The organism is Pseudomonas sp. TE24901 (assembly GCF_054058375.1).
In genome coordinates this window covers 388,174-410,289 of record NZ_JBSSAF010000005.1, presented here as the reverse complement: position 1 = coordinate 410,289, position 22,116 = coordinate 388,174, and the positions used below count along the sequence as shown (strand labels likewise).

The following is a 22,116-nucleotide window of genomic DNA, read 5'->3' as shown; positions in this document are numbered from 1 at the left end:
GGACAGTTTCCGCTCTGGGTTTATTTTAGGTGTTGGCAGTGGTTTGAGGGTGCGTTGCAGCGAGCAGCGTACGCCCGAGGAAATCCTTGGGCCCCGTGACGCCCGGCAAGGTGAAGAAATACCCGCCGCCCACCGGCTTGAGGTACTCCTCCAGGGGCTCGCCGTTGAGCCGGGTCTGTACGCTGATGAAGCCTTTCTCCAGGTCAGCCTGGTAGCAGATGAACAACAGCCCCATGTCCAGCTGACCGTTTTTATTGACGCCGTTGGAGTAGTTGAACGGCCGGCGCAGGATCAGGTTGGCCTGAGTCTGCGGGGTACGTGGGTTGGCCAGGCGGATGTGGGCATCGAGCTTGGTCAGCTTGCCTTCCGGGTCCTTGCTGTAGTCCGGCACCTGGGTTTCCTTGTCGCCATCCATGGGCGCGCCGGTCGGTTTGACGCGGCCGATGATGCTTTCCTGTTCCTGCAGAGGGGTACGGTCCCAACGCTCGACGAAGTTGCGGATGATGCGCACGGCCTGGTAGCTGCCGTTTGCGGCCCAGGCGGGCTCGTCACTGCCAGGTTGCACCCAGACAATCTGGTCCATGGCCTTGTCGTCGGTGGAGTTCGGGTTGGCCGAACCGTCACGGAAACCGAGGAAGTTACGTGCACTTTGCGCCGGTTCGCCCGGTTTGGCAGGGGCCTGGGGTGGCACACTGCCTTCCTGTTTCCAGCGCACCAGCAGCAAGTCCGGCAGGTTCTTCACGATGTCGCGCAGGGCGTGAATGTTGGTGTCTGGCGTGTTGGAGCTGAACTGCAGGCTCAGGTCGCCGTGACACTGCGAAGGCTCCAGCGCGTCGTTGGGGAAACCCACCATGCGGCTCAGGCGCTTGGGTTTGACGGCGGTGAGGCCGAAGCGCTCATCGAACAGCGATTCGCCGACCGACACGGTGATGGTCAGGTTGTCCGGCGTGACCACCGGGCCGAGGATGCCCGAATCGGTGGGTGGCAGTTTCGGGTCCACCTGAGGCACGGTGCCGCCGGTCATCAGGAAGCTGATGCGCTCGTTCAGGGTGCGGAACAGACGCTCCAGGTCTTCCCGGTCGCTGGCCAGTACGTCGAACGCAACGACCATGCCGCAAGCCGGGCGCGGGGTGACGATGCCGCTCTGGTGCTTGCCGAAGAAATCATGGTGGTCCTGGGTCTTGTCACTGCGCGGCGCGGTGGTGACTTGCTCGGCGGCAGCGGCCATGGCCGGGCAGGTCAGGGTGCTGCCGGCAATGGCTGCACCGGTGGCGGCCATGCCCAGCAGGACGCGGCGGCGCTGAAGGTCAAACTGTTCTGAATCACTCATCTGTGCGGTCGTCTTCACTGCAGGCCGGAAAGGCCAAGGGCGGGGTCGATTCCATCGAGTGCAACGGCCAGAGCCTTGGCCTTGTCGGCGATCTGCTTGCGCTGATCGGCGGTAACGCTGTCGTACGAGCTGTAACTGTTATTGACTTTGAAACCCGCGAGTTCGCCATCGAACGCGCTGAGAGCGCTGTCGATTTTCGGCAACAGGTCGGCGGCCGATTTGGTCAGCAAAGGACGCATCAACTCGACCACTTTATGGGCGGCCTCAAGATTGGCGGCAAAACCGTTCAGGTCGACATGGCTGTAGCGTTCCTCTTCACCGCTGACGGCGCGTACATCGGCGAGGCTGTTGAGGTTGCGCACCACAATGCTCACCAGTTGCTCGGGTGGCAGGGACTGGGCCAGCAGTTGTTGTTTGAGGCTGGTGACGTCGGCGACCAGGCGCTGCGCAACCGGCGCCAGACCGTCGAGGCTGCGCTGCTGGAACAGGCTGTATTCGAGGCGGTGGAAGCCGCTGAACGCTGGGTCCTGTTCGCGTTTTTCAAAGTAGTCGGCGCGGGCGTTGATCGCGTTGTCCAGCTCCGCCAGGCGTTGGGACGCCGGGGCCAGGCGCTGGTAGGCCTCGCGGGCCGGCACGTACAAGGCTTGCGCCTGGGCCAGGTCACCGGCATCGATGGCTTGTTGCAGGGCCGTGGCGGCCTTGACCAATGCACTGCCTTGGCCGCTCAGGTACACGCGGAATTCCGACAACGGGCCAATGAAGGCCACCATCGACGGTTTGGCCTTGGCCTGGGCGTCGGACTCTGCCGTTGGTGTGACGTGCAGCGTGCCCCGTGGGTTGCTCAACAGTCCGCAGGTGATGGCGTAGTCGCCAGGCAACAGGTTGGCGTTGATCACCTGGCTGAGGCCCGGGGCGATGTTTTCCCGTTCTTCGATCACCAGTACGCCGTCGAGGATTTCCCACTCCACCGCCCGGTCGGAGCGGTTGATGATGCGGAAGCTCGCCCGTCCTGCGGGCACGGTCAGCTCATTGGGCTCGCAGGCGTGGCCGTGGATGGTCACGGCAATTTCGTTGTGGTTGGTCTGGCGTTTGGCGGCGGCCAATTGTGAGGCGTAGTAGAACAGGCCACCGGCGGCGATCATCACGACCACCGAGCCGGCCACCGCCCAGCGCAGGGCGCGAGGGGGCGAGGCCGGTTGAGGGGTAGGGTTGGACAAGAGACGGTCCTTACTGGCTGGAAACGGAAGAAGAGTTGGCGACAGGCTTGGCAGGGGCCGAAGGCAGGAAAAACATCACCAGGGCCACCACCAGGTAAATCAGATAAGCACCCAGGGTGCTGACGGTCGGTGCCTCTTGATAGCCGAACATGCCAGCCAGCACCGAGCCCAGCGGGCTGTCCATGGGCAGCGCAGCGCTGAAGTCGAACAGCACGGTTTGCAGGTGGTTCCACACCCCGGCTTCGTGCAGGGCCTGGACCGAATTGGCCAGGATGCCAGCGGCGACCACGAGGATGAACAAACCGGTCCAGCGGAAGAACGCACCCAGGTTCAGGCGCATGCTGCCGGAATAGATCAGGAAACCGACCACAATCGCCAGGATCAGGCCGAGCAGGGCGCCAATCGGTGCGCCGGGGCCTTCGCTCTGCTGGAACACGGCCAGCAGGAAGAACACCGTCTCCAGCCCTTCACGCGCCACGGCGAAAAACACCATGGCAATCAGCGCGATGACTTGGTGCTTGGAGCCGGCCAATGCGTGATCCAGGGATTCGTGCAGGGCATGCTTGATGGAACGGGCCACCTTGCGCATCCAGAACACCATGGAACTGAGAATGCCTACGGCGACCAGGCCGACGACACCTTCGAACAGCTCCTGTTGTTTCTGCGGGAATTCGGCACTGACCAACTCCAGGCCACCGCCCACCAGCAGGGCCAGTGCGGCGGCCAGGAACACGCCGATCCATACGGCAGGCATCCACTGGCCACGGCCGGTTTGCTGCAGGTAACTGGCGATGATGCCAACGATCAGTGCGGCTTCAATGCCTTCGCGCAGCATGATTAAAAAGGGAACAAGCATTCGGCACCGCGTCGAGACTGGATAGGATGCTAATTTGTAACATAATGATACTCATTACTAAACAAGCAATCTTGACCTTTACTGAACCTTGACTGAACGGCCCGCCAAACGGCCGTCGCGCGGCATTGCGTCACAGGGGGACGGGGTTACACCTACTTTTTTGTAAGTCGAGTCCCTAAGATGGCGGCACTCCACGCAACACAGGGCCCGGAACGCGCCAATGTCCGAAAAAGACACCATCTCCATTCACCTTGTCCGCGAGGCGTTGCTGCAAAGCTGTGCGCCCGGCATGGCCACTACCGAAGCGCTGAACAAGGTGGGTATCGACCCCGCCTGGCTCGACCTTCCCGATGCCCGCGTACCAGCAACGGCATACGCGCGCCTGTGGCGTTTGCTGGCCCGGCGCATGGACGATGAGTTCTTCGGCATGGACCCGCGCAAGCTCAAATCCGGCAGCCTGGAGTTTCTGTGCCGTGCCGCCATGGCTCAACCGACCCTGGCGCAGGGGATCGAGGCCGGCCTGGGGTTTCTGTCGTTGATGCTGGATCACCTGCCGGCGCAGTTGGTGCGTCAGCAGAGCCTGGCTGAGATTGTCTTGCTTGAACCCGAGCCACAGCCCAAGCGTGCGTTTACCTACTTTGCCTATTGGATGATTGTCCACGGCGTGGCGTGCTGGCTGGCAGGACGGCGCATTCCGATCCTGGCCATTGAGCTGCGCAGCCCTCAGCCGGATTTTTGTGATGATTACCAGGTGATGTTTTCTGACAACCTGCGGTTTGATCGGCCACGGACGCGGATGATTTTTTCTGCCGACTGCCTCGACCTGCCGATCAAGCGCAACGCTGAAGAACTCAAACGTTTCCTTGCCCACGCACCCGCCAACATCCTCGTCAAATACCGCGATCCCGAAAGCCTCGCCACCCGCATCAAGCACAACCTGCGCCAGATGCCCCCCGACACCTGGCCTGAAACCGAGGGCTTGGCGGCTACCCATTGCATCTCGGCCTCCACTCTGCGCCGCCGCCTGGCGGAGGAGGGGCAGACTTATCAGGGCCTTAAGGACAGCGTGCGCAAAGAGTTGGCGATTGTGTGGCTGGCGGAACCACAGATCAGCTTTGCCGAGATAGCGGCGCGATTGGGGTTTGCCGATATCAGTTCTTTTTATAAGGCGTTTCGTAAATGGGTTGGCTCCAACCCAGGGCACTATCGAAGCCTGATCTTGAGTGAAGCTGATTGATCGTTGTGTATGACCCCTCGCAGAGACTTTTCCGATAGAGCATTGGTAAATCGTACTTCAGGCTGTGGAGATCTTTCCTCGTGTGAGAACGTCAAATGCCGCTGTCGACATTTACCCCGCTACGCGCCCCCGGCACCTCAATTCCCGGCAATACCCCACAGGCTCCTGTCAGGGCGAAATCCGCTCCAGTGCCTCCTGGAGAGGGCAGCAACTTCGGTTTGAGCGACGAAAGCGTGCAGCGTTCCAAACTTAAGACACGCTATCCGGCGCCCACCCAGGAGGAGTTGAACGCGCAGTCGAGCAGTGGGAGAGTGAAGCGTGCCGAGGTCCAGAAGACTCCGGAGGAAACTCTTTACGAATCACAGTTGGTCGCCAAGATCGACGAAGTGCTCGCGCAGGTGAGCAAGTGGGTCGATACGATTTATGCGCCGATTCTGAACCCTTCGAGCGTGGTGGATGAGGTCATCAAGCAACGTATTCGTGAATATGAAAAGAAGACCGATGACGAACAGGGAATGACGCCAGATACCAAGTTGACCGTGACTTACATGGAGAAGCAGCCGGCCAACCCGAATCTGCATTTTACGGCTCCCGTTAGAAAGCAAAGGGTCTACACCCTCAAGGAAATCGTCACGGGCACCTATTCGAACGACATCAGATTAATGCGCGACAAGTATGGGCAAGTCTTCGAGGCCGTGGAAGTTGAACAGCAGGCGCTGGTTGATTTCATTCGCAAAGGGAACCCTATACAGAAGCGCTTGGATGACGACTTCGCCGCCTACAAAGCGCGGCCCTGAATTATCTAGAGAGAACACCCGTCACAGACCCTGGTTACAAGTTGATGAGTGCCTTCCTGAACGGCGATCTCAAGGTGTCGCAGGTTAAGTTCCATGGAGCAGTGGTTAATGGCGTATTTGCGGTCACCCAAGGCGAAAAAGCGGTCCTGTGCAGCGTAGATGATGACATTTCCTTTTATATTGGCGAGCGAAATAATCGCTATTGGAAGTTTGGTGCTCGCCAAAGTGAACCTGAACCGACGTATCCAACAGACCCTAAATTCAAGGAATGGATCACCCAGAAATTACCAATTATCGAACAGCTGAAAACGCAGAGAGATACGCAGGCATTCGATGTCCTCAAAGACAAAGACTCCACGAATGCGCACATCGGAATTTCGAGGACGGTCGGGCAGATCAATAAGAAGCCTTTTAGCTTCGAAGCTCAAGACAGTACAAAAAAACTCGCCGGGGCGTTATACGAAGGGAATATCGCGCGTGTCGGTTCGGATATTGACTCGTTGATCTATACCAAATGGGAGGATTTCGGGCTTGAAGCTCTGAGTGTGATACAACAAATGTTAAATACCTTCAGCAATTTGTCGATGTTGGGCAGTGCTGGAACGGGGATGTTTATGCTCAAGGCGATCACCTTTGCTGCGCTCGGTGCCGCCAACGCCGGGGTGAATGCCTTGCGGGGGGCGATCACCGACGACCCCACTGTACGAGATGGTGCCAATCGAGCGGCGTTTATCTCAATGCTGACGACTGCCATTCAATCGACGCTGTCGGGCTTTTTTTTCGCTGGTGGCAAGGCGATCGACGCAGGAAAGACCGTGAATAAATTTGCTTCGGCAATTGGCTATCAACGATTTGCCAAGCAGTACATTAACGCCAACATGCCGCGTATCGTTCGTGAGTACTTGGGCAAACGCGTGGGCAGCCAGGTAGTTAAGCCCACTCAGAACTCGAAATTGCCGATTGAGAGCAAGCCTGGCACTTCCCCTGCTCCTGCTCCTGCTCCTGCTCCTGCTCCTGCTCCTGCTCCCGCTCCTGCCCCAACGGCGGGGCCCGGCTTTGGAGGCGTGAATGTCCCTTGGAACAAAATGAACGATGCTCAAAAGATCGAGCACGTGCAATTTAAAGCGACCACCTCAGCCACCGGGTTGCAACTGATTGGGCAAACCAGCAAGCACGCGGTCAGAGCGTCGATCGCCAATAACCTGCTACCGCACGGCTCAGATCTGCAGGTGCCACGTAATTGGAACAGCGGTGCTACCGAGACCAAGTTTGCCATAGCGAAGTTGCAAACCGAGTTAAAGCGTCTGAAGGCAATCGATGAGTTTTTGGGTGGGCTGCGTACTAATACTCCTGCGCTGGAAGTGACTCCGGCGATGGGCCAGCCGATCAATGCGGCAGCTGCATGGGTAGCAGCATCCAGCAGCGTGAAGCTCCCCCAGGAACAGGTACGCAAGCTGATTGAACAGTTTCAACACGCAGATTTGACCGATATGCGTGTGATTGAGGACATTCAACGGTCGTTGTCAGGCACGTCGACCGATTTTCGCGCCACAGGTACCAGCAACCTGCTGGGCACTGATATAGCCCATGCGGCCTTCGAGGCACGCCTCAAGCCGCTTGATGCTCCTGCTGGGCTGTCGCGCGCGAGTTGGTTGTTTGCGCTGACCAAGAGTTACCAACCGTTCGGAAAAAACAATGACCCATTGGCCAGGGTGCTGTACGCCCTGGCGGACCTTCAAGACTCGAATAACAACGGGTTCAAGGCGATCACAAAAACCACCGAACTGAAATTGTCGCGGCCTGAGCCAGTGCAGGCCCCCATCCCCAGCAACAGGCACCAAATAAGCACTGCGCCGCCCGTCGTCGATCCCAGGGTGCAGCCATTTCGACAGATTGAAGCCAACCCTAGCAGTGAGTTGCCCGCTGAAATGCAGGGTTTCATGAACATGCTCCGCAATGATCCCAAATTATCCACGGCGTTTACGAATCCTGCAGGGGAGTGCGCCAGATGCGCGGAAATTGTCGCCGAATTCATGCGGCGCAAAGGTTTTACAAACATCAGGTACCGAACCCTGCTTATATGGCCTACGCGTAACCCGAACAGCGTGCAAAATCACTTTTTCCCTATCGGCGATTTCAACGGCAAGACGTACGCCTTTGACCTGACGGCGCCCCAGTTCGCTAATAAAGGCATGCCTTCGTTGTCTGAGCCGATGATCCTGCCGGAACCGGCACTGATGAGAAAGTATCAAACGGCAAATGAAAAAATGCTGATCAAATACAAGGACTTCTCTAACCTGAGGTCGGCGGAAACCGAACTTTCTACCTTGGCTACTCCTGGGCCAAATGAGTTCATTGAAGGTGGATACACGCTCAATCAAGGCTGGAACACTCCTGCGGCCACACCACCTGCCGCTCCTAACGAACGTGGCCCGGGCAGGATCACTTCGAAGGACATCACGCGCTTTTTCAGGAATCGAGCGTCAGCTGCGGATCGGCTGACGAACCCCTCTGGCTGACATCTACAAGCCAGCCTCGGGGCAGGCATATCACTACTGGCGCTCCAGCAGTGATCCGGTGTTCATGTCGTCGGATATCGGGCATGCGGGACTCAAGAAAATGCTGCCGCAACTTGCCCAAAGTGCCCGTTCGGGTAAGTTGCCACTGGCTGACGGTCTGTCTGCGGCCGCGGTCCGCTTCAAGGCATTGACACCCGCAGGAGAAGATGCTCTGAACCCCCAGGTAATAACGTTGAAACAAACCTTGGCATACCGCATCTGTTCAGCAGTCAACAAGATAGCCATGTCGCCTTCCTCCATTAGTAATAAGTGACACTTCGTTGTCGAGACGTGTGCGTATTGCTTTAATGGCGCGTGGCGTCTGAAATGTGAGTTGGTTGTGAGGCATTAAAGCCGGGCGGCGAGGTACAGCACGGGGCTAGGATATTACCTACGAAGGCCTTCTAATTTGACTTACAGAAGTTACTTTCAACATTTTAGGAGGTCCTGACAAAAAAAAGCCCCACGACCGAATGGGGCATGGGGCTAAAAATTGGCTGGATGCGACCAACCAAAGGAGCTCTTTACATCACTTGGCGCTGGCCACCACCGTGTCCGGCTGCCAGCCACCGCCTAGGGCCTTGTAGATCGCGACGATGCCGCGGTACAGGTCCACTTCGGCCTGGGCCTGGGAGTCTTCGGCGGCCAGGCGTTCGCGCTGGGCGTCGAGCAATACCAGGAAGTCCACGGTGCCTTCGCGATAACGAATCGCGGCGAGGTCAGCGGCGGCGCGGCTGGATTCGCTTTGACGAATCAGTGAGACCAGACGCTGTTGGCGCTTGCCGTAATCACTGAAGGCATTTTCCGACTCTTCCAATGCCAGCAACACTTGCTGCTCATAGGTCGCCAACGCGCCATCGGCCTCGGCATTTGCGCCGCGCAAACGTGCACGCACGCTGCCCAGGTCAAACGCTGCCCAGGTGATGCTTGGGCCCAGGGACCAGGCATTGGCGGCGGCTGAACCGATCTGCGAACCACGCCCTGCGGTAAACCCGAGGAAGCCGCTGAGGCTGACCCGTGGGAACAGGTCGGCCTTGGCCACGCCGATACGCGCGGTGGCGGCGGCCAGTTTGCGTTCGGCACTGAGGATGTCCGGGCGACGTTGCAGCAGTTGCCCCGGGTCACCGATCGGCAACGCCTTGGCAATCGCCGGCAGGTCTTTGGGGCTCAGGTCCACGGTCAGCTTGTCCGGACGCTGGCCGAGGAGGGTGGCGATGCGGTTACGCTCGCGCACTTGCTCGGCTTGCAGTTGCGGCACGCTGGCCTCGACGGCGGCCAGGCGTGCGTCAGCGCGTTCCACATCCAGCTGATCACCCACACCGGCGTCACGCAGGCTGACGGTGATGGCGCGGGATTCCTGCTGGTTCTTCAGGTTGTCCAGGGCGATGCGTTCGCGCAGTTGAGCGCCGCGCAGTTGCCCGTAAGCGTCCACCAGTTCGGCAATCATGGTGACTTGCAGTTGGTACAGGTCGGCTTCGGCGACCTGTTGGTCAGCGTCGCTGGCCTCCAGGTTGCGGCGGATGCGGCCGAACAAATCCACTTCCCAGGCCATGTCCAGGCCCAGGTCATAACGCTCGCTGTTCACACGTTTGGTGGTCTGGCCCGGGATCTGGCCCTTGCCCACATCGCTGCTGGCGCGCGTGGTGACCACCGGCATGATGTCGGTAGCCACGTCATCACGGATGGCACGTGCCGCTCGCAGGCGGGCAAAGGCCACGCGCAGGTCGCGGTTACCGCTCAACGACTGGGTGACCAGCTGGTTGAGGGTCGGGTCGTCGAACTGCTGCCACCAGATGCCTTCGTACTTGGCGTGGTCGTAGCTCTTGGTGTCGGCGGCGGCCGTGATGTTGGCCGCCTCCAGCTTCTCGGTCTTGTAGTCCGGGCCCACGGCACAGGCACTCAGCGCCAGTACCAACAAGCTCGGCAGGAATACTTTTACGCTCATTGCTGTGTCTCCAGCTTCAAGGCCTTGGCCGCTTTGCGCGCTTCGCCGCGTTCGACATAGCGACGAATCAATACGTAGAACACTGGCGTCAGCAACAGACCGAAGAAGGTCACACCGATCATCCCGGAGAACACCGCCACGCCCATGGCATGACGCATCTCGGCACCGGCACCGCTGGACAACACCAGAGGCACCACACCCATGATGAAGGCGAAGGAGGTCATCAGGATCGGCCGCAGACGCAGACGGCAGGCTTCCAGTACCGCCGCGAGCGGATCGAGGCCTTCCTGCTGTTTATCCTTGGCAAACTCGACGATCAGAATCGCGTTCTTGCACGCCAAGCCCACCAGTACGATCAAGCCGATCTGGGTGAAGATGTTGTTGTCGCCGCCCGAGATGATCACCCCGGTGATGGCCGACAGCAGCGTCATCGGTACGATCAGGATCACCGCCAGTGGCAGGCTCCAGCTTTCGTATTGGGCGGCCAGTACCAGGAACGCCAGCAGTACGCAGAGCGGGAACACGAACAGCGCGGTGTTGCCCGAGAGGATTTGCTGATAGGTCAGGTCAGTCCACTCGTAGGTCATGCCATTCGGCAGTTCTTCTTTGAGCAGCTTTTCAATCGCGGCCTGGGCCTGGCCGGAGCTGTAGCCCGGTGCGGCGTTGCCGTTGATTTCAGCGGTGATAAAGCCGTTGTAGTGCATCACGCGGTCCGGGCCCGAGGTGTCGCTGACCTTGATGAAGGTTGCCAGCGGGATCATCTCGCCTTTGTTGTTGCGTACTTTCAGCTGGCCGATCTGGTCTTCATCCAGGCGGAACTGCTGCTCAGCCTGCACGTTGACCTGATAGGTACGGCCAAAGCGGTTGAAGTCGTTGGCATACAGCGAACCCAGGTAGATCTGCAGGGTGTCGAAGATGTCGCTGATCGCCACGCCGTGGGTCTTGGCCTTTTCGCGGTCGATGGCAGCATCGACCTGAGGCACGTTGACCGTGTAGCTGGTGAACAGGCCGAACAGCTCCGGCGTGGTACGGCTCTTGGTGATGATGTTCTGGGTTTCTTTGTACAGCTCGTCATAACCCAGGTTGCCACGGTCTTCGATCTGCAGGCGGAAACCACCGATCGTACCCAGGCCCTGTACCGGCGGCGGTGGGAAGATCGCCATGTAGGCTTCCTGGATGCTGCTGTATTTGCCGTTCAGTGCACCGGCAATCGCACCGGCCGACATGCTCGGGTCTTTACGCTCGTCGAACGGCTTCAAGGTCACGAACACGATGCCGCTGTTCGGGCTGTTGGTGAAACCGTTGATCGACAGGCCCGGGAACGCTACCGCGCTTTCCACGCCTGGTTGCTTCAGCGCGATGTCGGACATGCGCTTGATCACGTCTTCGGTGCGGTCCAGGCTCGCGGCGTCCGGCAATTGGGCGAAGGCCACCAGGTACTGCTTGTCCTGGGCCGGTACGAAACCGGTGGGCGTGTGGGCAAAGCCCAGCCAGGTCAGGACCATCAGGCCGGCGTACAGGAACAGTGCGATACCACTGCCGCGAATCACTCGGCGAACGGTGCCGACATAACCGTGGCTGGCTTTCTCGAAGAAGCGGTTGAACGGGCGGAACAACCAGCCACCCAGCAATTTGTCGAGGAACCGCGAGAACCCGTCCTTTGGTGCATCGTGACCCTTGAGCAACACGGCCGCGAGGGCAGGGGACAAGGTCAGCGAGTTGAAGGCCGAAATCACCGTCGAGATCGCAATGGTCAAGGCGAACTGTTTATAGAACTGCCCGGTCAAGCCGCTGATGAACGCAGCCGGGATAAACACCGCGCACAGCACCAGGGCCGTGGCAATGATCGGGCCGGTCACTTCGCTCATGGCTTTTTCAGTGGCCGAGAACGGTTCCAGGCCCAGTTCGATGTTCCGCTCGACGTTCTCCACCACCACGATGGCGTCGTCCACCACGATACCGATCGCCAGTACCAGGCCGAACAGCGACAGCGCGTTGAGCGAGAAGCCGAACAGGTGCATCACCGCAAACGTACCGATCAACGATACCGGCACTGCCACCAACGGAATGATCGAGGCGCGCCAGGTCTGCAGGAACAGGATCACTACCAATACAACGAGGATCAGCGCTTCGAACAGGGTGTGAACCACCGCTTCGATGGAGCCACGCACGAAGATGGTCGGGTCATAGACAATGCTGAAGTCCATGCCTTCCGGGAAGCTCTTTTTCAGCTCCGCCATCTTGTCGCGCACTTCGTTGGAGATCTCGATCGCGTTGGAGCCCGGGCGTTGGAAGATCGGGATCGCCACGGCCGGCTGGTTGTTGAGCAACGAACGCAAAGCGTACTGGCTGGAACCCAGCTCTACCCGTGCGATGTCCTTGAGGCGCGTGATTTCACCATTGTCGCCAGAGCGAATGATGATGTTCTCGAACTCTTCCTCAGTCACCAAGCGGCCCTGAGTGTTGATCGACAACTGGAAGCTGGTGGCATTCGGTGCAGGTTGTGCACCCAAGGCACCAGCGGCCACTTGGCGGTTCTGCTCGCGGATCGCGGTCACTACATCGGTGGCGGTCAAGTTGCGCGAAGCGGTCTTGTTCGGGTCCAGCCATACACGCAGGGAGTAGTCGCCCATGCCGAACAGTTGCACGTCACCCACGCCGCCCAAGCGGGCCAGCTCGTCTTTGACATTGAGCAAGGCGTAGTTGGACAGGTAGAGCATGTCGTAACGCTTGTCCGGGGAGGTCAAGTGCACAACCATGGTCAGGTCGGGGGAGGCCTTGTCCACGGTGATACCGATACGCGTCACTTCCTCAGGCAACTTTGGCTGAGTCCGGGTCACACGGTTTTGCACCTGCACCTGCGCGTTGTCCAGGTCAGTGCCCAGGGCGAAGGTGATGGTCAGGGTCAGCTTGCCATCCGCGGTCGACTGCGACGACATGTACAACATGTTTTCGACGCCGGTGATGGCTTGCTCCAAAGGGGCAGCCACGGTTTCACCGATGACTTTAGGGTTGGCGCCCGGGAAGTTGGCACGGACCACCACGGTCGGTGGCACCACTTCCGGGTATTCGCTGATCGGCAGCTTGAACAGCGAGATCGCACCGGCGATCAGGATCAACAGCGAGAGCACCGCTGCGAAGATCGGCCGCGAAATGAAGAACTTGGAAAAATTCATCTTGAGTTGTATCCCTTAACCGCGTGGAGTCGCGACGGCTGCGAGCTTGGGCGCGGCTTTATCCGGCGCCACTTGCTCCAGGTTGCTGGCTTCAAGCGCTTGTCGTTGTTGTGCCAAGGCGGCGAGGGTTTCCTTGCTGGCCATCGGGATGGTTTCCGGTGCAACCGGCGATCCCGGGCGAATGCGCTGCAAGCCCTTCACGACGATGGTGTCGTCCTTGTTCAAACCGCTGCGCACGATGCGCAGGCCTTCGATCTTCGGCCCCAGTTCCACCGCGCGGTAAGCCGGCTTGTCGCCGTCCATCACCAGCACGAACTTCTTGCCAAGGTCGGTGCCCACGGCTTCGTCATTGATCAGCACGGCGGAGTAGGTGCCGCTGCCAACCAATTTGAGGCGGGCGTACAGGCCAGGGGTGTATTCGCCTTTGCTGTTATCAAACACGGCGCGACCGCGGATGGTGCCGGTGGCCGGGTTGACCTGGTTGTCGACGAAGTTCATCTGGCCCAGGTGCGGGTTGCCGGTTTCGTTGGACAGGCCCAGGTACACCGGGGTGGTTGCGCCACGACGGCCTTCGCGCGCCAGTTCGGTGTACTTGAGGTACACGCGCTCATCGGCGTCGAAGTAGGCGTAGACCTTGTCGGTGGAGACCACGCTGGTCAGCGCCGTGACGTCGGCGGTCACCAGGTTGCCGGCGGTGATTTCGGCACGGCTGACGCGGCCGCTGATCGGCGAGGTCACGCGGGTGAAGCTCAGGTTCAACTTGGCCAGGTCCAGTTGCGCCTGGATACCGGCAACGGCTGCGCGGGCTTCCTGGGCGGCGGTGGTACGCGAGTCAGCCAGTTCGGCGGAGATTGCGTTGCTCTGACGCAGGCGTTCGCCCCGTTGCGCTTCGTTATCGCTACGGGTGGCGGCGGCTTTCGTTTGGGCAAGCTGGGCTTCGAGGCGGCGCACTTCAGCCTGGAACGGACGCGGGTCGATCTGGAACAGCAGGTCGCCTTTCTTCACCAAGGCGCCTTCGGTGAAGGCCACCTGATCGATCTGGCCCGACACGCGCGGACGAATCTGCACGGTTTCCGGGGCTTCCAGACGGCCGGTGAATTCGTCCCACTCGTTGACCGGTTGTTCCAGCACCTTGGCCACGCTCACTTTTGCAGGGGGCATGGCGGCCGCTTGTTCCGGGGCTTTACCGCATGCGCTCATCACCACCACGGCCAAAATCGCCAAGGGGAAGCGCATATGTTTGAGTGACTGTTCCATGAGGTGCATCCGCCAATGTATTTGAGATGGGCGGATCATGCGCGGCGATGTGCTATGTCACGAATCGAATGAAGCAAAGGTAACTATCATTCGGAATGATATAAGCGCGAGGTTAGCCCTCTAGCATGGGGGGTTCGTTAGGGGGCTATCAATGGGCGTGATGACAAAAGAGTGTTGTGAAACCTGCAAGGAACCCTCTGGCGGCTGGTAGCGTGTTTATAGGCTCAACTGTTCATGAATGACGCCAGGAGGCTCCGATGCCTGCCGATGCTGACCGCCGTCGCGCCTCGTGGCGGGGGCTTTGTGAGGTCTCCCTTCTTCAGGAATGACCCACAGTGCATTGGCCATGTCGCCGTCCTGTAACCGTTCGGTGATGGCGACTTCCATGGCTTGGCGAAACGCATCCAGTTGTGGCCGGTCGGTCGAGTCGCCTCGGGCGTCCAGGTCATCCAACGTGCGTTGCCAGCCCGCCAGTGCAGGGTAGCTGCGTTTCAGGCTGCGCTTGCCAACCACAGCACTGAGCAACTGTGTGCACAAGTGCTGGCCTTGGGGCGTGAGGCCGTGGTAGCTGACAAACTCCTGCCGATTGGTCTCCATGCGGATGAAGCGAATATGCTCATCATAGCGATGGTGACGCGGATGAAAGAAGTCCAAGGATTCAACCGCCGGGTAACGGCTGGGGGCTACCGGGAAACCACCCCAGTCGGCTTTGCCCTTCACAGAGTTGCAGTCGACGCAGGAGATCGCCAGGTTGCGTGGCTGTAAGGCGAATTGCGGATAGGTATCGCGTGACAGTACATGTTCGATGGGCGCGGCACTGGCGTGGTTGAGCAGCCAGCGCTTGCAATAACAGCACCTGGGCTCCTGGCGGTTTTTCAACGCCAGGCGTAGGTGCTTTTTAATAGCGGCATACGCGGGATTCGTCGTGTCGCCCAATTCGCCCCAGACCGTTTTGTCATTGAGATGGGCTGCACTGCGCAACTTATGCAGCAATGCCATCTTTTCACGGTAGGTGAGCTTTTTCTTTGGCGCCTTCAGCTCATCGGGCTTGCTCGTCTTCATGCCAGCCCTTCCTGCGCAGCTAATGCAAAGGTCTCGTTGATAGCCCGTCCCGCCTGCTCAATCAGTTGCAGGTCCAGCTGGAAACGTTTGTCTTCAGCATTGCCTGAACTGACCATGATTGCGGTCATATAATCCAGGGCTTTCTTGAAGCCTTCCTGACGCTCGGCGTACTTTTCCGTGTCGTCTCGGTTGGTCGTTCGGATCGCCTCGGTGACCAGGGCCGCACAACGCTCCGCGACCTCACGATTGTGCGGTGTGTAGGTCTCAAAGCCCTTGAGCAGGATGGTTTCCACTGAGTGACGTTGCGCTGGCGCGATCTCAGTCAATTGACTGTCCTTGGCCATGAAACAATGACTGAGGTTGTCTTTGGCGTTGGCCACCAGCGTTGGCGAGTGGGTGGCGATCACGAATCGAGTCTGCAGCTGTTGGGCCATCAAGCTGAACAGGCTCGGCAGCAATTGTTGCCAGCCCACATGCAGGCTGACTTCCGGCTCATCGATCAGTAGCACTTTGCCCGGCCCGGCGCTTGCCGTGATTTTTGCGAACAGGACCAGCACCTGCTGTTCGCCGGAGCTGAGGTCGGTGAATTTCAGCAAGGTGGAGCTACCCTGCCGACTCAGCGCGAGGGTCAGCCCTTTGATCGAGACATTCGAGTGGACGGCGTCCGCCAATGAAATGACTTGGGCGGCCAGATCGAGCGGTTGCAACAATTCGTTGAAGGCGCCTTTGGGTGCAAGATACAGGCGCTGTTTGAGACCCAGGCGCTCGAGCACGCTTTCCAGCAAGGTCAGACGCTCAGGAATACCGACCGTTTCGATCAGCAGGTCGATCAACTTGCGTTCAATGGTTTGCGAGGAATAACCGGTGCTCGTTCGGTCGCCCAGATATCGATAATCCGGGTATTTTTCGCGGTCTGCCAAAGGAAAACGGTCAATGGGCCCGATCACGATCGCCACACTGGAAATTGATTGTTGCTTGAGGTGGTTGACCAGAGACGACAGCAATAGGCTTTTGCCTGCGCCGTTGTTACCAATGACGTAGATGCAAGCGGATAAATGATCGGATTGTCCCAGCAAGTGTTCCAGTGGGCGACGGTCGAGCAGTGAAACATCACGTTCGTGATCCTTGCGCTTCACCCGCCTGGCTGAAATGCCACTCTTGAGAACTTCCCGGGTTTCCAGTTGCGTGCAAATGCCATCGATAGGGCTATAACCCTCGTCGAACCAACGGGCGAACAGGCCTTGGAGCGAACCTAACTGTTTTGATTGAGGGTATCGGCTGGAATTCAGTGCTCCATTCGATCTCCAGACTTGGTATATCCCAGCGGCGAAACACGCCAGTTCTTCCGAGGTGACACCTCGGGTGACCTCCAGCAATTGGCGTGTGTCGATGCAAAGGGTCTGACCCGGTAGGGTTTTTTCGTCATTCAACAGCCAGGCACAGTGTCGGCTCGATTTGCCGGCATCGTTGTAACTGATGAAGTCAAGCACGGCTTCCAGCAAGTCCCTGTCGGATAAATGCTGCTTCAGCGCCTCCAGCGCCTTAGGATCATCGGTACTGCCGGACCGGAATACCACCAGCGTTCGACCGGTCATCGTCGGCCCGATGATCGTGCGTTCCTCAAGCAGATGCAGCAAGGTGCTGAAAGGACGTTTGAGGAACGACGGGTTGTCCAGCAGTGACAGTTCGGTGCGCTTGAAGTGGCGCGGATCAAGCTGGATCAGTTCGGCATCGATGCCCTGCACGACGAGCCTGAGCTGGGTCAAGTGTTGCAAGGGAGATTGCCGATCAACCAGCTTATAGTCGAATCTGTACTGATACAGTTCGAAATGCTTGATGAAAGCTTCACCGCTGTAGGGCGCAATGTCGATCAGCCCCTCCGCATGCGCAAGGCCCGCAGCGAGTGCGCCGCTGATGTGTGCATGGCGGCGATCAAAGCGTCCCTGGGTGACGATGTGATAGAAAAGTGAATCGAATAGATCGAGGCATTCTTCGCCATCCAGTTCCTCTGTGACCTCATCCAACAAGGCTGACAGCTGTTCGTAGGTCTGCTCGTCACACGTGGTGGACATGCTTGGGTGGCGACAATGCTCCATCAGCAAGTGCACGTTGGCCTGAGACGTGTCGTGATAGTTCCAATACTTGGCCTCCCGCTCCTGGGTCCACTTGGGACTGTCCCAATCGATCATCTGGGCGGCGAGTACGTAAAGCAGCGTCTGCTGAAACTGTCCTTCGCTCATCTGCCCTTGAAGTTGACTGTCCTGCGCACGTCTAAGCAACCTGCTCAGCCAGATGTGACTTTCTTCCATGAATTTCGACCCGGTACCAGTGGCGATAAAGACTGGGGAGTGCGCCCCGACGTTGAAGTCGGAAAGTCTACCTATCGAGCCGAGTGATGGCGAGTAGCCATTTATCCATCGCGAGAGGAGCAGGGCTGCGGGCATCTCTACCCGCAACCCCGTTTGCTACAACGTACCGAATGCCACCTGCACGGTCAGCGCGCCTTGATTATCCGCCAGGCCGATGCCGTTGCGCCCCTCCAGGTCATCATTGATGCACAGTTGCAGTTCGCCGCTTTGGCCGGGCGGAACCGCACCCTTGTCTCCCAGTAGAAACGGCGTACCGGAACTCCCCACGCGGCCCACCAATGCACCTTCGTTGGCTCCCGGCAAGGTGTAGCCAGGCTTGGCGATCAACCCCGGGCTGCCATTGCCATCGACCATGCCGCCCACCGGGCTGGCCAGCCATTTGCCACTTATGTAACGCACCCATCGTGGGCTCGGCCCGCTGATCTGCACGCCGGTGCCTTGCCACGGCTGGTTGGCCTGGACCTGCACCGTCGTGGCCTTGAGCTCGTTGCACAACGTATCGCCGGCCTGGATCGCCAGGGCTGCAATGGTCAGGCTGGGGTTGGACGTACCGGTGCTGGGGAACACGCCATCGCCCACCAGGAACAGGTTCTTGTGGTCCCACGTGCGTTGGTATTTGTCCACCACCGAGGTCGCGGGATCGTTGCCCATGCGGTAGGTGCCCATCAGATGCCCGGCCCCCTGGTACGAATAGGATTGTCCCTGGTAGTCGAACACGCCGGGCTGAATGTCCTGGGTCAGTTCGGTAGCGCCGAGCAATTCGGTGATGATGTGACTGGCGAGCAGGCGTGCTTGCTTGAATCCCTCCTTGGTGTAGTCCGACAGGTCATAGTGGATTTCTGGGCGCGGGATGCCCAGGCGGTCTTTGTACTGGCTGGACGGCACGATGTAGCAGTTGGCGTTGTCGGGATCCTTTTCCACCTGTTCCACCAGAAAGCCGATGCGGAACTGGCGTGTCAGCAGGTTATTGAGTTGCTGCACCAGCGCTGTGCCAAACAGTGCCTGGGACGGCACCGTTGAGGAGGGCAACGGGTTGGTGCGACTGACGTTGGTGCCGTCGATCAGGTCGGCGACGGTGGTGTAAGGGTCGCCGATCGGCCAGTTCCAGCCTTCATTGCCGATCTCGATGCGCCAGGCCGCGCGCTGACTACGGAAGGCACCATCGCGCAGGCTTTCGATACCTGAGGTGGACACTGGCCCACGGTACGGGAACACCGTCTTGCCTTCGGGCATCAGGCCCCACGCTAGGTAGATCGGGTGATCGGCCAGGCTGCGGCCGACCTGACCGCTGCTGTTGGCGACGCCTTTGGGCCAGGTGCTGCTGGTGGAGTTGAGCAATAGCTTGGGGGTTTCGATCGCGTGAGCGGCGATGACGTAGCGCTGTCCGGTAGCAACCCCTGTGGCCGTGGCCGGGCCGTCGCCGAGCTGGTACTGGATGAACTCGATGCCGCTGATGGTGCTGTCCGCCGCTACCGTCACCTTGCTGGCCACGGTTTTGTAGAGCACCCGCACATTGCCAGTGTTCAGAGCGTTGTTCATCGTTATAGTGGCGTCGTACTTGGCCTGGATCGGGCAGATCGGCGTGCAATTGGTATTGCCCGCGCACACGCGGCGCCCGGCATAGGGTTGGGAGTTGCGTCCGGCGGGTGTCGGGCTGACCACCAACGGCAAGCCGTCGAAGGACTGGCCCTGTACGGCGCTGACAAAGCTGCCGTCCACCAACGACAGCGGAATGCTGGTCATCGGGAACTGATAGTTGCTCGGGAAGGTGATGCCCAGGTAAGCCTGGTCGGCCACATCGGCAGCCACGCCGATTTCCGCTTCGGCACGGCAATAAGCGCTCTGCAGGTCGTTGTAACCGATCGGCCAGTCCATCCCCACGCCGTATAGCGATTTCATCTGGAAATCATGGGGCAGCATGCGCAGGCAGGTGGCTACCCAGTGCCAGGTTGTGCCGCCGCCCACCCGTTCATAGGTGCTGGTGAATGGCATGGGGCCTTTCTGCACCAAATAGCTGACGTCCGGGTTGTTCCAGCCATTGATCAGGTCGGCAATGGTCGCGCGGGGTGCATTCTGTTCGGCGGGATTGCGCGCTGGGCTCAGGGTACTCACTGGAGGGTAGGGGGACTCGGGTGTCTTCAGCGTTGCGGTGTAGAAACGCTCCAGGTATTGGTTACGGTTGGGCGGGATCTGCGGACCGGACTCCAGCACCAATACCTTCACCCCCGCCAATCCCAGTTGATAGGCAATCAGGCTGCCCGCCAGGCCAGCACCGACGATCACCACATCTGCTTGTTCAGTACTCATGACGATGCTCCTGTCTGGGCGCTGGCCGTTACGCCGGTGAAGTCCTCAAGACTCGGCGGTACTTCGTTCCAATAGCCGAAGAAGAACTCGCTGTAACCCATCGGGTGGGCCTGGGCCATTTTCCAGGCCCAGCTCTCGGTGTAAGCCTCACTGCTGACGACGGTTTGTTCGCCCGCGGTAAACGTCCCTTGTGCGTAGGGTTGGTACCACACGCCGAGCAGCCATAGTTTCATGATCGCGCGCGCCGCCAGTGCCGTCTGCGTAGTGGCCGGTTGGCCGTTCTGCATCAGGATTGCGTTGCCGATCTGCTGCGGCGTCGACTGGTCTGCCAGCAGCGTTGCGTATTGAGCGAGCAGGGCACTGAGCACGTTTTGCCCAAGCCTGGGGCCGATGAACGCAAGGAAGGTGGTGGGCAGGCCGATGGGATCTACGGACGGCGCCAGCAGCTCCTGATTGATACCGGTGAGCACCACACTCAGGCCGGTGAAGTTGTCCAGGTCGGTACTCATGGCTGACTCCCTGTTGCGCCGGTGGATTGGGCGCGCTCCAACAAGTAGGTGAAGTCCGCGAAGCTGGTGCGCGGCGATTGGGTCACGTGGGTGGCGGCATTGCCGTGGCAGGCGATGCAACTGGAAGATGCCTGGGGCACAGTGCCCTGGATGTAGGTCTCCAGCGTGGTATTGGCGAGGAACGACGGCGCTGGTTTGCCCAACGGGACAGTGGTCGAGATCTGACACGGCGGCTGGCCGGTGAGGGTCGGCCACTGAGTGCTGATCAACTGGTAATTGGCCCACACACTGTTGGGGTTCACCGTGCGCAACAGGTTTTGATAAGTGCTGTTAAGGGTTTTGGTGGCGTCGGTCAGCGGTATTTCCCGCACAATTTGCGAAGGTGTGGCCTTCACCGCCGGGTTCCACGGGCGGGGTGGCGGTTGGTTCACTTCGGCCTTGCTGCTGGCGTTGTAGAACAGGTACGGGCCAGTGCGCTCGGCAGGCGGTGTGGTTTTTTCCGGCGCGTTGTCGACGTGTTCGAAGGTGGACCATACCCACTGGGGGGCGCTGGTGGTCTTGTGCACGATGTGCAAGCCCACCAGCCCGACCGGCTCGGCGGTGCAGGACTCGGCCACTACCGGCCCTTTGCTTGGGTCGCTGTTGCCGGGGGTGTACACCAACGCGTCGACGGTGTGGAAGTTGCCAGGCTGGTCATTGCCGTCCAGCACTTTCCACGAAGCCTTGACCATCAACGCACCCACCTCGCGGCTGGTGGGGTTACCGCAGCTGAATGCCACGGTGTTGGTCGGGCTGGCAGAAAAGAACGCCTGTTGGCCCTGGATGCTGTACAGCCCGTTGTTGACGATGCCGTCGAACATCGGCTGGTTCACCACGATTTCATTGCGCGTATACACGCCGCTCTGATCCACCAATGGGCCGCTTTCAAATGGCTGGATAAACTCGTCGAGTACATCCGGCACCTTGCCCATTTGTTGCAACAACCGGCCGGAACCCTTGCCCTCACAGGCTTTAGGCACGGCAGCGGGGGCATGGTAGGGCTGCGGTTTCTGCCCTTGGGGCAGGAATATCTGGTAACTCTCGCGGTAGCTTTCCCATACCGTGGCCGCGTCCTCGTGGCCGATCTGCACCTTGGTATCGGGGGTGCCATCGGGCAGGGCCGGCCAGCTCAGGGCGATAAAGGTCTGCCAGGACATTTCATCGAAGTTTTCCTGCAGGCTGGTGAGGGAAAACGGCGGAGTCGCCGTGACATCGAAGGGAATTTGCGTAGACAGCGTGGGGGCCGCGACAACCACAGGGCTCAACAAGGCGCCGAACAGCGCGCAGCCGAGCCATGGCCTGGGCCGATGGGGTTCCATTCTCATCGTCATCTCCTTGGCATCAGGGCCAGGAGTTCGCCGGTCCGTCATGGACTCTTCACTGCGCCTCCTGGCACGTTTGTGAGCGTAGATAACGCGCTACCGGTGAGTGTTCGCGGGACTAGATTGTTTCGCAAT

General features: G+C 59.5%; 15 protein-coding genes. 4 read left to right on the top strand and 11 right to left on the bottom strand.

The window, feature by feature from the left end; all coding sequences use genetic code 11:
- Positions 1–25: 25 nt before the first annotated feature.
- From efeB to efeU, 3 genes are read right to left on the bottom strand one after another with little or no spacing between them, the layout of a single operon-like run.
- A complete protein-coding gene (gene efeB / locus ACVWVP_RS12850; protein ID WP_178923810.1) occupies positions 26–1,330 on the bottom strand; it encodes an iron uptake transporter deferrochelatase/peroxidase subunit in 1,305 nt (434 codons plus the stop codon).
- Positions 1,331–1,344: 14 nt separating this feature from the next.
- Positions 1,345–2,547 carry an iron uptake system protein EfeO gene (efeO, locus tag ACVWVP_RS12845; protein WP_178923812.1) on the bottom strand — a complete coding sequence of 401 codons (1,203 nt, stop codon included), beginning with the start codon at positions 2,545–2,547 and terminating at the stop codon, positions 1,345–1,347.
- Between the two features lie 10 nt (positions 2,548–2,557).
- Entirely contained in the window at positions 2,558–3,403 is an 846-nt protein-coding gene (gene efeU, locus ACVWVP_RS12840; RefSeq protein WP_178923814.1) for an iron uptake transporter permease EfeU, read from the bottom strand.
- 220 nt (positions 3,404–3,623) lie between these two features.
- Between efeU and ACVWVP_RS12835 the strand changes: the two genes are divergently transcribed.
- The 4 genes from ACVWVP_RS12835 to ACVWVP_RS12820 all read left to right on the top strand — a co-directional run bounded on the left by ACVWVP_RS12835 (position 3,624) and on the right by ACVWVP_RS12820 (position 8,269).
- Positions 3,624–4,640: an AraC family transcriptional regulator gene (locus tag ACVWVP_RS12835; RefSeq protein WP_178923816.1), complete on the top strand. Its 1,017-nt coding sequence runs from the start codon at positions 3,624–3,626 to the stop codon at positions 4,638–4,640.
- 95 nt (positions 4,641–4,735) lie between these two features.
- A complete protein-coding gene (locus ACVWVP_RS12830) occupies positions 4,736–5,437 on the top strand; it encodes a hypothetical protein (protein WP_457406290.1) in 702 nt (233 codons plus the stop codon).
- A gap of 44 nt (positions 5,438–5,481) precedes the next feature.
- Entirely contained in the window at positions 5,482–7,956 is a 2,475-nt protein-coding gene (locus ACVWVP_RS12825; RefSeq protein ID WP_457406288.1) for a hypothetical protein, read from the top strand.
- Positions 7,957–8,020: 64 nt separating this feature from the next.
- Positions 8,021–8,269, top strand: coding sequence for a hypothetical protein (locus tag ACVWVP_RS12820; RefSeq protein ID WP_457406285.1), 249 nt, complete (start codon positions 8,021–8,023; stop codon positions 8,267–8,269).
- 255 nt (positions 8,270–8,524) lie between these two features.
- Here ACVWVP_RS12820 and ACVWVP_RS12815 read toward each other — a convergent pair whose 3' ends face one another.
- The 8 genes from ACVWVP_RS12815 to ACVWVP_RS12780 form a co-directional block, all read right to left on the bottom strand.
- Positions 8,525–9,940, bottom strand: a complete 1,416-nt coding sequence (locus ACVWVP_RS12815) for an efflux transporter outer membrane subunit (RefSeq protein WP_178923824.1) — start codon at positions 9,938–9,940, stop codon at positions 8,525–8,527.
- Positions 9,937–13,116, bottom strand: a complete 3,180-nt coding sequence (locus tag ACVWVP_RS12810) for an efflux RND transporter permease subunit (RefSeq protein WP_457406282.1) — start codon at positions 13,114–13,116, stop codon at positions 9,937–9,939. The genes ACVWVP_RS12815 and ACVWVP_RS12810 overlap by 4 nt, the downstream gene beginning before the upstream one ends.
- 15 nt (positions 13,117–13,131) lie before the next feature.
- Positions 13,132–14,373, bottom strand: coding sequence for a multidrug efflux RND transporter periplasmic adaptor subunit MexE (gene mexE / locus ACVWVP_RS12805; RefSeq protein ID WP_178923828.1), 1,242 nt, complete (start codon positions 14,371–14,373; stop codon positions 13,132–13,134).
- 216 nt (positions 14,374–14,589) lie between these two features.
- Positions 14,590–15,435 (bottom strand): HNH endonuclease, encoded by an 846-nt coding sequence (locus ACVWVP_RS12800; RefSeq protein ID WP_178923830.1) that lies wholly within the window; start codon positions 15,433–15,435, stop codon positions 14,590–14,592.
- Positions 15,432–17,744 carry an AAA family ATPase gene (locus tag ACVWVP_RS12795; protein ID WP_457406279.1) on the bottom strand — a complete coding sequence of 771 codons (2,313 nt, stop codon included), beginning with the start codon at positions 17,742–17,744 and terminating at the stop codon, positions 15,432–15,434. The genes ACVWVP_RS12800 and ACVWVP_RS12795 overlap by 4 nt, the downstream gene beginning before the upstream one ends.
- Positions 17,745–17,900: 156 nt before the next feature.
- Entirely contained in the window at positions 17,901–20,111 is a 2,211-nt protein-coding gene (locus ACVWVP_RS12790) for a GMC family oxidoreductase (RefSeq protein ID WP_457406276.1), read from the bottom strand.
- Entirely contained in the window at positions 20,108–20,620 is a 513-nt protein-coding gene (locus tag ACVWVP_RS12785; RefSeq protein WP_178923835.1) for a sorbitol dehydrogenase, read from the bottom strand. The genes ACVWVP_RS12790 and ACVWVP_RS12785 overlap by 4 nt, the downstream gene beginning before the upstream one ends.
- The gene (locus tag ACVWVP_RS12780; RefSeq protein ID WP_457406274.1) at positions 20,617–21,984 is read right to left on the bottom strand and encodes a cytochrome C; all 1,368 of its coding nucleotides are present in this window, start codon (positions 21,982–21,984) and stop codon (positions 20,617–20,619) included. Before ACVWVP_RS12780 ends, ACVWVP_RS12785 begins: the two co-directional genes overlap by 4 nt.
- Positions 21,985–22,116: the final 132 nt, after the last annotated feature.

Coding starts and splice junctions, on each gene's coding strand:
- efeB (WP_178923810.1), bottom strand. CDS start 1,330: ATGAGTGATTCAGAACAGTTTGACCTTCAGCGCCGCCGCGTCCTGCTG.
- efeU (WP_178923814.1), bottom strand. CDS start 3,403: ATGCTTGTTCCCTTTTTAATCATGCTGCGCGAAGGCATTGAAGCCGCA.
- ACVWVP_RS12835 (WP_178923816.1), top strand. CDS start 3,624: ATGTCCGAAAAAGACACCATCTCCATTCACCTTGTCCGCGAGGCGTTG.
- ACVWVP_RS12830 (WP_457406290.1), top strand. CDS start 4,736: ATGCCGCTGTCGACATTTACCCCGCTACGCGCCCCCGGCACCTCAATT.
- ACVWVP_RS12825 (WP_457406288.1), top strand. CDS start 5,482: ATGAGTGCCTTCCTGAACGGCGATCTCAAGGTGTCGCAGGTTAAGTTC.
- ACVWVP_RS12820 (WP_457406285.1), top strand. CDS start 8,021: ATGTCGTCGGATATCGGGCATGCGGGACTCAAGAAAATGCTGCCGCAA.
- ACVWVP_RS12815 (WP_178923824.1), bottom strand. CDS start 9,940: ATGAGCGTAAAAGTATTCCTGCCGAGCTTGTTGGTACTGGCGCTGAGT.
- ACVWVP_RS12810 (WP_457406282.1), bottom strand. CDS start 13,116: ATGAATTTTTCCAAGTTCTTCATTTCGCGGCCGATCTTCGCAGCGGTG.
- mexE (WP_178923828.1), bottom strand. CDS start 14,373: ATGGAACAGTCACTCAAACATATGCGCTTCCCCTTGGCGATTTTGGCC.
- ACVWVP_RS12800 (WP_178923830.1), bottom strand. CDS start 15,435: ATGAAGACGAGCAAGCCCGATGAGCTGAAGGCGCCAAAGAAAAAGCTC.
- ACVWVP_RS12795 (WP_457406279.1), bottom strand. CDS start 17,744: ATGGAAGAAAGTCACATCTGGCTGAGCAGGTTGCTTAGACGTGCGCAG.
- ACVWVP_RS12790 (WP_457406276.1), bottom strand. CDS start 20,111: ATGAGTACTGAACAAGCAGATGTGGTGATCGTCGGTGCTGGCCTGGCG.
- ACVWVP_RS12785 (WP_178923835.1), bottom strand. CDS start 20,620: ATGAGTACCGACCTGGACAACTTCACCGGCCTGAGTGTGGTGCTCACC.
- ACVWVP_RS12780 (WP_457406274.1), bottom strand. CDS start 21,984: ATGAGAATGGAACCCCATCGGCCCAGGCCATGGCTCGGCTGCGCGCTG.